General features: G+C 37.6%; 13 protein-coding genes. 5 read left to right on the top strand and 8 right to left on the bottom strand.

Translation table 11 applies throughout. The features are described 5' to 3' along the window. Positions 1-60: 60 nt before the first annotated feature. The 7 genes from wecB to ubiK form a co-directional block, all read right to left on the bottom strand. Complete coding sequence (wecB, locus tag EPA86_RS08205; RefSeq protein WP_140602952.1) at positions 61-2,352, bottom strand: non-hydrolyzing UDP-N-acetylglucosamine 2-epimerase; 2,292 nt, start codon at positions 2,350-2,352, stop codon at positions 61-63. Positions 2,353-2,470: 118 nt separating this feature from the next. Beyond that, on the bottom strand, positions 2,471-3,301 hold the full coding sequence (locus tag EPA86_RS08210; RefSeq protein ID WP_140602953.1) for a hydrolase 1, exosortase A system-associated: 831 nt from the start codon (positions 3,299-3,301) through the stop codon (positions 2,471-2,473). After that, positions 3,291-4,256, bottom strand: a complete 966-nt coding sequence (locus EPA86_RS08215; RefSeq protein ID WP_140602954.1) for an alpha/beta hydrolase family protein — start codon at positions 4,254-4,256, stop codon at positions 3,291-3,293. Before EPA86_RS08215 ends, EPA86_RS08210 begins: the two co-directional genes overlap by 11 nt. Before the next feature lie 3 nt (positions 4,257-4,259). Continuing rightward, positions 4,260-4,511, bottom strand: coding sequence for an acyl carrier protein (locus EPA86_RS08220; protein ID WP_140602955.1), 252 nt, complete (start codon positions 4,509-4,511; stop codon positions 4,260-4,262). After that, positions 4,511-5,623, bottom strand: coding sequence for a GNAT family N-acetyltransferase (locus EPA86_RS08225; RefSeq protein ID WP_140602956.1), 1,113 nt, complete (start codon positions 5,621-5,623; stop codon positions 4,511-4,513). The genes EPA86_RS08220 and EPA86_RS08225 overlap by 1 nt, the downstream gene beginning before the upstream one ends. A gap of 39 nt (positions 5,624-5,662) precedes the next feature. Further along, the gene (locus tag EPA86_RS08230) at positions 5,663-7,072 is read right to left on the bottom strand and encodes a phosphohexomutase domain-containing protein (protein WP_140602957.1); all 1,410 of its coding nucleotides are present in this window, start codon (positions 7,070-7,072) and stop codon (positions 5,663-5,665) included. Positions 7,073-7,093: 21 nt separating this feature from the next. Continuing rightward, positions 7,094-7,342, bottom strand: a complete 249-nt coding sequence (ubiK, locus tag EPA86_RS08235) for a ubiquinone biosynthesis accessory factor UbiK (RefSeq protein WP_140602958.1) — start codon at positions 7,340-7,342, stop codon at positions 7,094-7,096. Positions 7,343-7,453: 111 nt separating this feature from the next. Between ubiK and rep the strand changes: the two genes are divergently transcribed. The 3 genes from rep (at position 7,454) to EPA86_RS08250 (ending at position 11,171) form a co-directional block, all read left to right on the top strand. Then, a complete protein-coding gene (gene rep / locus EPA86_RS08240) occupies positions 7,454-9,466 on the top strand; it encodes a DNA helicase Rep (RefSeq protein ID WP_140602959.1) in 2,013 nt (670 codons plus the stop codon). A gap of 221 nt (positions 9,467-9,687) precedes the next feature. Then, positions 9,688-10,434, top strand: a complete 747-nt coding sequence (locus EPA86_RS08245) for a DUF6090 family protein (RefSeq protein ID WP_140602960.1) — start codon at positions 9,688-9,690, stop codon at positions 10,432-10,434. A gap of 257 nt (positions 10,435-10,691) precedes the next feature. Next, positions 10,692-11,171, top strand: coding sequence for a YHS domain-containing (seleno)protein (locus EPA86_RS08250; protein WP_140602961.1), 480 nt, complete (start codon positions 10,692-10,694; stop codon positions 11,169-11,171). A gap of 84 nt (positions 11,172-11,255) precedes the next feature. Here EPA86_RS08250 and EPA86_RS08255 read toward each other — a convergent pair whose 3' ends face one another. Beyond that, positions 11,256-12,164: an AraC family transcriptional regulator gene (locus tag EPA86_RS08255; protein WP_140602962.1), complete on the bottom strand. Its 909-nt coding sequence runs from the start codon at positions 12,162-12,164 to the stop codon at positions 11,256-11,258. An 83-nt stretch (positions 12,165-12,247) separates the two neighbouring features. Here EPA86_RS08255 and grxC point away from each other — a divergent pair, with 83 nt between their 5' ends. Together grxC and EPA86_RS08265 are read left to right on the top strand one after the other, a co-directional pair. After that, on the top strand, positions 12,248-12,508 hold the full coding sequence (grxC, locus tag EPA86_RS08260) for a glutaredoxin 3 (protein WP_140602963.1): 261 nt from the start codon (positions 12,248-12,250) through the stop codon (positions 12,506-12,508). An 8-nt stretch (positions 12,509-12,516) separates the two neighbouring features. Beyond that, positions 12,517-13,107, top strand: a complete 591-nt coding sequence (locus EPA86_RS08265) for an HvfX family Cu-binding RiPP maturation protein (protein WP_140602964.1) — start codon at positions 12,517-12,519, stop codon at positions 13,105-13,107. Positions 13,108-13,178 lie beyond the last annotated feature (71 nt).

The following is a 13,178-nucleotide window of genomic DNA, read 5'->3' on the forward strand; positions in this document are numbered from 1 at the left end:
AATTGCTTTTTTGTAGAATAAAATAAAAAACCCATTAAAAACATTAATGGGTTTATTTTATTATGCCCTTGTATTCAATAAGGGGCTTGATACTGCTAAATTATTATAACACTGATGGTCTGTCACTAAGATGAGAACATCTGCCCAACTATCAAGTTGCCCGATACTATCAGCTTTTGTACAGCGCCAGCTTTCAACAAAAGGATCATGATAGTTAACCTCAACACCTGCCTCAATAAAGTGGGCTAAAATATCTTCCGCTGGAGATTCTCTACAGTCATCCACATTTGCTTTATAAGCAACACCTAAGATACCTACCTTTTTACCTTGTATATCATCTAAAGAGTACGCAGCTTTTAATAAACTAAGCGTTTGTTCTGCAACGATACTCGGTCGTTTATCATTTATAGTTCGGGCTAATCGAACAAACTCACCTGCTTGAGTATTTTCCACTAGAAACCAAGGGTCAATAGGAATACAGTGCCCACCAACACCTGGTCCTGGTGTAAGTACATTAACTCTTGGGTGTCTATTTGCGAGTCTTATGACTTCATACACATCAACGTTTAATTCTTGGCAAATTTGCGCTAATTCATTAGCAAAGGCAATGCCCACATCACGTGAAGTATTCTCCACTAATTTAATACATTCTGCCGTCGTTAAATCCGTTAGGAACACTTCACCTTTTACGAAGCTTTGATAAATGCTTTTAACCTTTTGCTGTGCAACTTCACTACTTGCACCAATAATACGATCATTATGCACTAGCTCATATAATGTTTGCCCTGGAATGGCTCGCTCCGGACAATGCACAACATCAACGCTAACACCTGCCGCTTTGAAACGCTCTTCAACAGCTAAGCTAGTTTGTGGCGAAATAGTTGACTCTACAATTACCGTTTGGCCGTCTTGAGCGACTTTAGCAATAGCATCAACGGCACTAAAGACAAAGCTTCGATCACAACTACTACCTTTATGTGGTGTTGGCACAGCAACTAAATAGGTTTCACTAGAGGGAATATCTGTACTGGCTTTTAAATAACCTTGAGAGACAACTTTTGAAATAAGCTCAGGTAAACCGGCTTCATCAAAAGGGCATTCTGCAGCGTTAATTGAGGCGACTTTTTCTTCATTTAAATCAACACCTGTGACACTGTAACCCGCTTCAGCAAGAAGGCTAGCAATAGGTAATCCCATATAGCCCATGCCTACAACGGTAATACTTTCATGCCTTGAAATGATTTCTTGTTCAAGTGTATTTGGTGTTGAGTTGGTAATAATATCAAGAATTAATTCAGCAACATGACCATCACCGAAAGGGTTATGCCAAGAAAGAGCTTCACCATTCGTTGCCATAAGCCATTTATCTGCTGCAGCAAGGGCTTTATCAGCATCTCGGCCTACTAAAACATTAGCACCCACTTCTATTGACTCTGGTCGCTCAGTATTTTCACGCAGTGTAATACAAGGCACTCCGAGTAAACAGGCTTCTTCTTGAATACCACCAGAGTCAGTTAAAATAAGCTGAGCATGCTTTTGTAGTTGAATAAAATCTAAATAACCAACCGGGGGGGTAAGTTTCAGGTACTCAGGTAACTCAATATTAAACTCTTTTAATTTTGCCTGTGTTCTCGGGTGAATAGGCCAAACTATAGTTTGACTGTACTTTGCATGCAGCTTGTCAAATAAAGCTAATAATTCAAGTAAATTTGCTGGCACATCGACATTTGATGCCCGATGAGCTGTTACTAAAAAGAATTCCCCTGCATTTATCGCAAGGTCTTGCAAAATAGTACTGGTATTCGCAGAGATATCAAGGTGCTGAAATAACGAATCAGATACCGTGTTGCCCACGGTAAATATTTTATCGTTTTCAATGCCTTCTTTAGCCAAAATAGCGTGTTGATTCGGACCTACCGCAAAAAGGTATTCACTCATATGATCCGTTAAGATACGGTTAGTTTCCTCTGGCATAGTACGATCATAGCTACGCAAGCCCGCTTCAATATGGCCGACTTTTATATCGAGTTTTGACGCCGCTAATGCGCCTGCAAGTACGGTATTAGTATCACCTTGCACCAGCACCACATCAGGCTTTTCATCTAGTAGAATGGGTTCCATTTCAATTAAAATGTTACCCGTTTGATTACTATGTAAACCAGAGCCGACACCAAGGTTATAATCGGGAGCTGGTAGCTCTAACTCTTTAAAGAAAATGCTATCCATTTCTTGAGAATAATGCTGATTAGAATGGATAATAAAGTGAGCGATACCACGCTTTTTACATTCACGTATAACGGGCGCCATTTTGATTATTTCTGGACGAGTGCCAACGATAATCCCTATTTTCATTTCGAGTCCTTAATGTAACTGTCTGCAATATGTAATTTGTTTATTCACTGCCCAATATTGTAAAACAATTTCAGCCAGAAGTAAGTGCGATCAAAACTTTAATTATTTCTGCTGATTATTATTCTATTAGCTCCAAGGTTAGTTTGAGAAGTTTTTCCTTGCAAGCAGCATCTGAAAACGTATGGTCAGCCAAAGCCACCGTTTTAATCGGGTTTAATGATTGTAATATTAACTGTTGCCACTGCTTATTATTCTCTACTAATACGTTAAACTCATCAGCAGTTAAATCATTACCACTTAAGATTATTAAGCTTTCTCCTTTAAATTGCGCCAAGCCTTGGTACATTGCTTCAATAAAAGGAGTTCTATGTTCAGCTGCTGTTGAATTGCTTAAACGCTTATTTTCTAGTAGCTCTTTTAAACTGTTAATAAAATTAACTTTTCCGTTAAATAGTTTTTTCCAAAAACTTCGATTAAAAATACGCTTAGTGTAGTATGATTTCAAATAAACTCGGGCTTGTGTTGAGGCTTGTCTTACCCATGGGTTTACTAGAATAAGGTTATTGACCTTATCATGTTCGAATTCATTAAGATAAAGCAATATAGCTGAGGCCGCATCACATAACCCCCACAAGGTAATATGCTTTACGTGTGGCTGTAGTTGCTCAAAGGTATTTATGGCATCATTTATATCATATTGAATATGTTCAAAATCTGCTATTTCTCCCTCACTATCACCAGCACCTGAATAGTCAAATCGAAACACTGCAATACCTTGTACAGCTAATGCTCGAGCAATATAAACGAATAACCGATGACTGCCTACTCTGGTTTGAGGGCCACCAACCACAATAACTACACCGTTATTGCTCTTTTGTACTGTTTGATGCAATACACCAACCAACTGTTTACCTTGGCTTTGAAAAACAACACCACGCTCAAGCATCATGCGTTCCTGAATTTTCTTGTGATATAGACTTGACTATCGGCTTAACTATCGAATTTTCTGCTTGCTGTATTGATGGGATATGCTCTTGATTCATGCCTTGCCCATTTAAATAAGTACTTTCAAGCTGCCCATGAAATATTTGCTTAGTTTCTGCTAATAATTGAGGCGAATTAATCAATTCTGTCGCTTGCCAAAATTTACCTTCATTAATAGTATAAAACTTAATCTTTGTTGAGAAAACCTGCTGACATTGCGACAATTGCTTTGCTCGTGCACTAGAAATGTCTTGCTCCGCACTTAACCATTCAAACCAATGACAGACACTTTGATACAAAGTCTGTTGTCCTTCAAGATGATCAATAGTGATATTTTGTTTTACTAATTGCTGTAGTAAGGTATTAGGTATCTCGTAACCTGCAATGACTGTCACCTCTTGGCTATCGACTTTTTGTTTATCTCCTTGAGGATTAACAACACTTTTCGCGACGGCTGTATCATTATCCATATCAGCAGCTAATGCTATGCGCTTTAATTGACGGACAAAACGTGCACCATTTAACTCAACTTGCCAACATTGAACATAATCAACCTCATTAATGATATCTGCGCACAAGAGTAATCCAGCGGATAAACTCACTGACAAAGTAACAGGCAGAGAAGTATGCTGTTTCAGTGCTCTTAACTGATTAATGATATCTTGTTGCCATATCCGTAAGTCACTTTGGCGTAAATCACCTTCACTATCTCCTGTACCAAAATGATCATAGACAACACTATGATAGCCCAAATTATAGGCTTGATTAGCAACTTTAGTAATCATATGACGTGTTAGATTTGCTTCTTCAAATAGCGGCGCTACAAATAAAATATGACCATGAATTTCCTCAGGCGTTCTTATTAGACGAAATAACTTTCCTTGTTCACCTTGATAAAACTCAGCCGCTAAAGTAATCATGTGTTATGATGCTCTTTCAGCAATTAACTTGGTTAATGTTGTCACGGTAGCAAAGTTTTCAGCATTGATATCTTCATCATCAATAACAACATCAAACCTGTCTTCTATTTCACCAATAATGGTTACGATTGCCATTGAATCAAATTCAGCAATTGCACCAACAAGTTCAGTTTCATCATGCCAAAAACTGGTGTCGTAATTAGGAATAACATCCTTTAATATTGCAATTACTTGCGTCATTACAGAGTCTGTCATTAGCTACTTTCATTCCTTTTCAATTGAGTGTTCTTTGTTTTTATATTCTTAAGTCTTGCTAGCCAAATAGATAGCACACCTTTAATAAAGCCTAGTATATTGCGCTTATTATACACTTGCAGTGTTAAGCGTTTTTTCGTCAATTTTAGCCAGTCTCTTTTGTATGATTCATTACCCATACCAAACTCAATCACGTTTACCATATCACGGTTTAATACATACTCTGACAATGCCAATGATAAAATAGAACCCACAGAAAACTGCTGAAAATCAGGATGATAAGCAAGCTTAAAAATGGAAGCCGTTGCTATTGTTTCATTGGCTTGAATAAACCAAATTTGTGCTGCCGCAGGTTTATCATTAACGTATAACACACCTAGTCTAAGTTGATTTTTAGCCAAGGCACTACGACAAACTTGCTCAATAAAGTCATAACTATATTCATCAACTTTCCAGCTGGCTTGGTATATCGTCTTATAATCACGAAAAGCGCGTTCAAACAGCTCATTAGTAGTTACTATATCTATGGTATAAGGCGCATATTTTCTGAGTTTTTTGCTGCGTCTAGATAAGGTGTTTTTTAATTGGCTAGGTAACTGCGCATAGTAATGTTCAAAAGATGACAGTTTATCTTGATAAATATTCTGATTTTGAGAAAACACTTTACTAAAATAGCTTTTAGATCTTTGCGTGATGAAAAAATTTGCCAACCCAGAGTCCTCCTCCATCGGCCCTATTTGTAGCGTTTGCCAAGAAGAAGATTGCAAAATATGAGTAATTAAATTGTTTAACGCATTTGTATGACTCAACGCTTGATAGTAGGTTGAATAGCTTTGAGCAATAATAGTTGAGTAAAAGCTGCCAAGAGATTTTAGTGTTTTATTATGGGCTAAATGCATTAATGGCAAGGCAACAATAAGCTTTTCAACCTGAGATGAAGCCTCACTTTCTATCAAACAATGAACAATAACTTGTCCGCCATCTGGCACCATAAATTGAGCTGTCGCTTTTAGCCAAGCAAACGTCAATTCAAATTGGCTCACGCTCTGCAGCGACTCGCCATATAACCTATCAAACTCATCTATGCTGAGTTGGTGATAGCTATAATTCATATTGCACTTCACTGTGTCTAATCATAGCTTTTACGCTTCCTAAGCTGGTTCGCCACTCAATTCATCGGCAAGTAATAAAGAGAGTATTTGCTGGGTTTTCTCTTTCATTAAGTTAGTATCGGCCTTCGATTCAACATTCAATCTGACCACGGGCTCCGTATTACTCGAACGCAAGTTAAAGCGCCATGTGGCAAACTCCATACTAATGCCATCAGTATTATCAATCACTTGCGCTTCTTGCTCATAAAAATCAAAAACTTTTTGAATCGCCTTTTTAGGATCGGCGATCTTATTATTAATTTCCCCTGATGATGGGTAAGCGGCAATGCGTTGGGCTACTAACTGAGATAACGGTTGCTTGCGCAAACAGACTAGTTCGGCAATAAGCAACCACGGGATCATGCCGCTATCGCAATAAAAGAAGTCTTTAAAATAATGATGGGCACTCATCTCTCCGCCATAAACCGCATCTTCAGATCTCATACGCTCTTTAATAAAAGCATGACCTGTTTTACTTTGTATGGCCTGCCCACCTGATTGCTGAACAATATCAATAGTATTCCAAGTGAGACGTGGATCATGAATAACTTTAGCACCCGCATGTTTAGCTAAAAAGTTTTCCGCGAGTAAGCCAACAATATAGTAACCTTCAATAAATTGTCCCTGCTCATCAAACAAGAAACAACGATCAAAATCTCCATCCCAAGCAATGCCCATATCCGCATTATGTGCAAGCACTGCTTCACTCGTTGCCGAACGATTTTCAACTAATAAAGGATTTGGAATTCCGTTAGGGAAATTACCGTCTGGCTCATGGTGAATTTTTATAAATTCAACAGGCAGCTTCAACTGTTGAAATGCTTGCTCAATAGCATCAAGTGCAGGACCTGCTGCACCATTACCGGCATTAACCACTAACTTTAATGGTTTTTCACGACCTAGCACCAAGTTGTTTACATCAATATAGCTTAACAAGTGCTCAGTATAGTCAGCACTAATATCATGGCTGGATAATTGCCCTACCTGCTTTACATCATCAAATTTATTGCTCTCAGCTAAAGCTTGGATATCAAATAAACCAGTGTCACCACTGATAGGCTTCGAATGCTCTCGTACTAACTTCATGCCATTGTAATCAATAGGGTTATGACTTGCAGTTACCACGATACCACCATCACAGCTAAGGTGACTGGTAGCAAAGTAAATGTGCTCAGTGCCTGCCAAGCCTAGATCAATAACATCAGTACCACCTGCCATTAAGCCATTGGCGAGAGACGTTTTTAACTCTTTACTGGTTAAACGAATATCGCCACCAACCACTACTTTCTTAGCCTTAGTGTGTTGTGCAAATGCTCGGCCAATTCGATAAGCAACGTCAGTATTAAGCTCGTCACCAAGCTTGCCACGAATATCGTAAGCTTTAAAACAGGTTATTTTTGATGAGGTCATGTTCATCCCTAAAGAGTAATATTATTTACTGATTTTTTCTTCAAGTTCAGCTATTTTTGCTTCCATTTCAGCTAGTTTAGCGCGTGTCTTAATTAACACTTGTGTCTGAACATCAAATTCTTCACGTGTTACAACATCTAACTGAGACAATTTTCTTTGCAAAACCGTTTTGGTTTTATCTTCAATGTCATTGGCAACATTCTTCAAACTTGGCGGAATGGCATCAGTAACCTGTTTAGCGATTTCTTCAATTTTTTTAGCGTTTATCATATTCGACTCTTGGCTATTTTCAATTTGCTTTATTGTAACGGTTTTGTCGGCGACTAAAAACAGGTAAAATTCCCACCGTTAAAAATTTGCACTAAACAAGCCTGAGAATTAATGAAACTTAACCCCGGACAAAATGAAGCTGTTAAATATGTAAGTGGCCCATGCCTAGTACTTGCCGGTGCTGGTAGTGGTAAAACCGGCGTTATTTGTCAAAAAATAGCTTACCTTATTCAAAAGTGTGACTACAAGGCACGTAATATTGCTGCGGTAACTTTTACCAATAAAGCAGCGAAAGAAATGAAAGAACGTGTGTCCAAAATGCTAGGTCGAGATTTAACACGTGGCTTAACGGTTTCAACCTTTCACTCTTTAGGCTTAGATATTGTCCGCAAAGAAATTAAAACCTTAGGATACAAGCCTGGTTTTACTTTGTTTGATGATCAAGACACCTTAGCCCTGTTGAAAGAATTAACCATCGATGAGCTTGACGGTGACAAAGATTTACTCAGTAAATTACAAAGTATGATCTCCAATTGGAAAAACGACTTATGGTTACCTGAGCAAGCGCTGAAGCAAAGTAGTGATGCTGATACACATGAATATGCTGAATTTTATCAGCGCTATCACCAACATATGAAAGCATATAATGCTTTAGACTTTGATGATTTAATTTTAATACCAACGTTATTATTGAAAAATCACGCTGAAGTAAGACAACGTTGGCAAAATAAAATTCGTTACCTTTTAGTGGACGAATATCAAGATACTAATGCCAGTCAATATGAGCTGGTAAGATTAATTACCGGTGAACGAGCAAGGCTGACAGTGGTTGGTGATGACGATCAATCCATCTATTCATGGCGTGGTGCCAAACCTGAAAACTTAGTTTTGCTAGGCAAAGACTTCCCACAATTAAAGCTCATTAAACTTGAGCAAAACTATCGCTCAAGTGGTCGCATTTTAAAGTGCGCTAATATTCTCATTGCCAATAACCCACATGTTTATGATAAATCACTTTTTAGTGAATTAGCATACGGCCCAGAGCTACGCGTTGTTCAAGCTAAAAATGAAGAACATGAAATAGAACGTGTCATTGGTGAACTTATTGGTCATCGCTTTATGAACAAAAGCCAGTATCGTGAATATGCTATTCTATATCGAGGTAATCACCAGTCACGCTTACTTGAAAAAGCCTTAATGACTAACCGCATCCCTTATAAAATTAGTGGCGGCACCTCTTTTTTCTCTCGAGCTGAAATTAAAGATGTTATGGCCTATCTACGCGTTCTGGTTAATCCCGATGATGACAATGCATTTTTACGTATTGTCAATGTACCTAAACGTGAGTTAGGGCCTGCAACTTTAGAAAAGTTAGGTAACTATGCCAATTTACGTCAAATTAGTATGTTTGCCGCAAGTTTTGAGTTGGGTCTAGAGCAGCATTTAACAGGCCGCGGCTTACACAAACTACAAGCGTTTACCGCATGGCTGGTTGAAACTGGTGATAACGCACAACGAGGCGATACCGCGGCAGTTTTACGCTCTATGATCCGTGAAATAAATTACGAAGATTATCTCTACGATACATCGCCCAGCGCAAAAGCTGCAGAGATGCGCATGAAAAATATTACCGAATTGTTTAGTTGGGTAACACAAATGCTTGAAGGTGGTGATGACGAACCACCGATGACACTACCTGAAATTGTCACTCGCTTAACCTTACGCGACATGATGGAGCGTAATGAAGAAGAAGACAACAGCGATCAGGTTCAATTAATGACTCTACATGCATCAAAAGGTCTTGAATTTCCTTATGTATTTCTTATTGGTATGGAAGAGGGGTTACTTCCACACCAAACCAGTATTGATGAAGGTGGTGTCGAAGAAGAAAGACGTCTTGCTTATGTGGGTATAACTCGTGCCCAGCGCGAATTAATTTTTACTTACGCGCGCGAAAGGCGTCAATTTGGTGAAGTTATGCGTACAGAAGCGAGTCGTTTCTTACATGAATTACCTCAAGATGATTTAAACTGGGAACTTGGGCAAGTTAAGAAAACTGAAGCCCATAAAGAACAATCGAATAAACAAGGTGTAGCAAATCTAAGAGCACTGTTTAAAAAATAGCACTACATATTACCTATAGTAACTTTTATCTGATCAAACAATTTTGGCTATTAGTTTATATTTCATCCGACAGATTGCTGTGAGCTCAAGCATACCATCCCATAATCAACTTTAACGGCAGTAATGTGCGAATTACAAACCTTTGAACTAGTTTGCTAATTCTGCACATTTAACTTTTGTGAGCTAATATTGTGTAAAACGATTTATAACAGGCGTTGTACATGATTAATAAAGAATCAATAAAGAAATTCACGATAGAAAGTGCAGCTATAATCTCTAGTATTCTTATTGCATTTTCAATTGATTCATATTGGGACATATACAAACAAGAACAAAGTCAAAAAACTGCAATTGAAGCTCTAAAAATGGAATTTGAAGAATCTCATGATAGTCTGAAAGGTGCTATTAGTCAGAAGAATGGTGTTGTTAAGAGAATGACCAAATTGATTCTCATGACGGACGCTGAAGTAACAACATTAGAAGCCAAAGAGTCACAAAAAATGATTAACTCTTTATCTACTGTGTACACCTATATTCCTCTTACAGCATCACTAGATAGCTTGGTATCATCTGGAGAACTAAACAAAATAAATAATAAAAAACTTCGAGAAGCGCTAGCGGCTTATAGGTCTGAACTTGAGAGTCTAAATAGAACCCAAAAATGGGCTTTAGAAACAGTTAATCTTAGAACTATTCCATTTCTCGCTGAGCGTATTCCGATGCATTTATTTAGCTATAACGGACCTTTAGTAGAAAGTAATGTACATGATTTAACAAACGAGCTGAATTCTAAAGCTGTTTCCACATATATTGCGCCGTTGTTTAACGAAATAGCATTTCGGAATTTGGCTCAAAATCGTTTACTTTCAGCTCGACTAACGATTCTTAAGCTCAAGGTACTTCAAGAATGTGTCGTTAAAGTATGTATGGTGCTCAAAAACAAAAATTGCATCAGTATTGAGGCATAGAGCCACGCAACTTAATTACCTTATGAATTCTTCTTTTCTACGAAATCAATAATGTATGTTTTCTCATTCAAAATTATAAACCAATCAAAATCAGTGGTGATTACCCTAATTTTGTAATGACACATATTCACTTCAAGTTCTCCCTGCTCATATCATTCGGATTTTTAGATACAACAAGCTGACTTTTGAGCATATCTCCTTTCATTGTGATTTTTTACACTAGCACTGTATTTAACAACAACCCAAAGGATTAAATTATGTCAATCACAACGACTTTTACAAAAACCGTATCTCATCTAATTGCAGTACTTATTCTTAGTTTCAGTACTTTTGCTAATGCTGGGGTTGATACGGATACCGATCACAACAGTGTAATACTCGCAGGACACGATGCGGTAGCCTATTTCACTGAGAATAAGCCAGTTGTGGGCTCTGCTAAATTTACTACTATCTATAATGATGCTATTTATCGATTTAGTAGCGCTAAAAACCGCGATATTTTTATCGAAAACCCAGAAAGATACGCCCCACAATATGGTGGCTTTTGTGCTTATGGCATGACTTTTGGCAAAAAATTTAAAATTGACGGAAAGGCTTTCAAAATCGTTAACGGTAAGTTATTTGTGAACAAAGATTTGAGTGTTTATGAAGCGTGGGTAAAAGATATTCCTACTCATATCAACCAAGCTGATGAACAATGGCCAACCGTTAAGAACATAGCTGCGAGTGCACTATAATTAATTAAAACCTAAAAGCGTCACTTCATAGTGACGCTATTTAATAACTTAGCTCTAAATACCTATTTAAAATTCTCATTAAACTTAATTTGAACGCATCTTTCCTGGTGGTTCACCTAAAGTGTTTTTATAAGCTTTGCGAAATGCGGCCTCTGAATCATAACCACTTTTTTCAGCTATTTGCGAAACCGACAAATTTGTACTTTTTAATAAGTGCCTAGCTTGATTCATTCGCCAACGAGTAAGGTATTTCATCGGGGTAATTCCGACATTTTTTCTAAAAACGTCAGCAAAGGTCGAACGACTCATAAATGCTTCATCAGCCAAAAGCTCTAATGTCCAAGGCGATTCAGGATATTGATGGATAGCGTTCAATGCTTTACCTAAACGGGCATCAAACAATGCATTCAATAATCCTTTCTCAAGCACTCCACTTGCCATTTGTTGGCGTAATACTTCAATAAATATCAAAAATGCCATCTGATCAATAACACTATAAAACCCTGGTTGTTCATGCTTTAACTCGTTCAACATCTGGCAAATTAAAAACTCAATACGTCCACCCGTTTGCTCTGATTGTGATTTAAGTACCACCACGTCAGGCAAAGATTCTAGAACAGGAAAAAGCACTGGATTGCGAAATTCAAAAAAACCACAAACCAGATTTGTCACCTCACCATCATTACTCATGGGGGCATTCACTAATTCTAATGCGGGTTTTGTTTTAGAATTAGCTATCACATGATGTGCATCATTAGGGAAAACAACTAAATCATTCGATGTCAATTGTTGGGAGTCTTTTCCATCAAAATGAAGCCATGCTGAACCAGAGCCAACTAGATGAAAAGGTATTCGCTTACTACCTGCAGTATCAACAGCCCAAGTTCCGCAAAAATCACCATTAACATAAACTTCAGCTTTTAAATCTAGACGTGTTAGCAACACACTTAGTGGATCAGGATCGTTCAAATAAATGTTAGGATTTTCAGACATAATTTCAGGTATTACGAGTACAAGGAATTTGATAAGGCAACAGTATACTTAAATTATGTCAAACAGATACAGGAAAACCTCTAATGAACAACGTAACTATTTACCATAAAGATTACTGCCCTTACTGCAAAGCAGCCAAAAGACTTCTTTTTATTCAGGGAATTGAATATAAAGAAATTGAGGTATCGAATGACGCACTAGCATTTAAAGACATGGTTAAAAAGAGCGGACGCAAAACTGTTCCACAAATTTTTATTGGAGACGTTCACCTAGGTGGGTTTGATGATTTACAGGCGCGTTTAATGAGTAAAACGTTTCCTTTTAACCAAAAAAATATAGCTTAAGGTTTACCATGAACTCTTTAAATAGTACTTATCAAAATATTCTCAGCCAATTATCAAAAATTGAGTTTATTAGCCCTTTATTACTAAGAATTTACCTTGCTCCTATATTTATATTGGCTGGCCACAACAAATTAAACAACATAGAAAATGTTGCTTACTGGTTTAATAGTTTAAATATTCCTGCTCCCGAATTAATGGCTTGGTTAGCAGGATTAACTGAGTTTGGTGGCGGCATCTTATTATTGTTTGGGTTAGGAGTAAGGTTAATAACAATACCATTAATGTTCACTATGGTTGTTGCAGCAGTCACTGCGCACTGGCAGTTTGGATGGCATGTTTTACCTGAAGCAGAACTGACAGTTCCTTGGGAATGGCGCAATGATCTCATCTCTGAGGCAGCTATCCGTAAAGAAAAAGCCATAGATATTTTACAGGAGTATGGAAATTATGAATGGCTATCCGAAACGGGCAACTTTACAGTATTAAAAAATGGTATTGAATTTGCCGCAACCTACTTTGTTATGCTACTTGTGCTGTTATTTAATGGTGCGGGCAATTATCTCAGCTTAGATTACTGGCTAGTTCGATATAAAAAATAACTAACAAATATCAACCAATAATAGTTTGCTTATCATTCAACATTATCAGTAAGAAAACAAAACTTAATATA

The sequence above is a fragment of the Litorilituus lipolyticus genome (assembly GCF_006439335.1).
Lineage (GTDB): Bacteria > Pseudomonadota > Gammaproteobacteria > Enterobacterales > Alteromonadaceae > Colwellia > Colwellia lipolytica.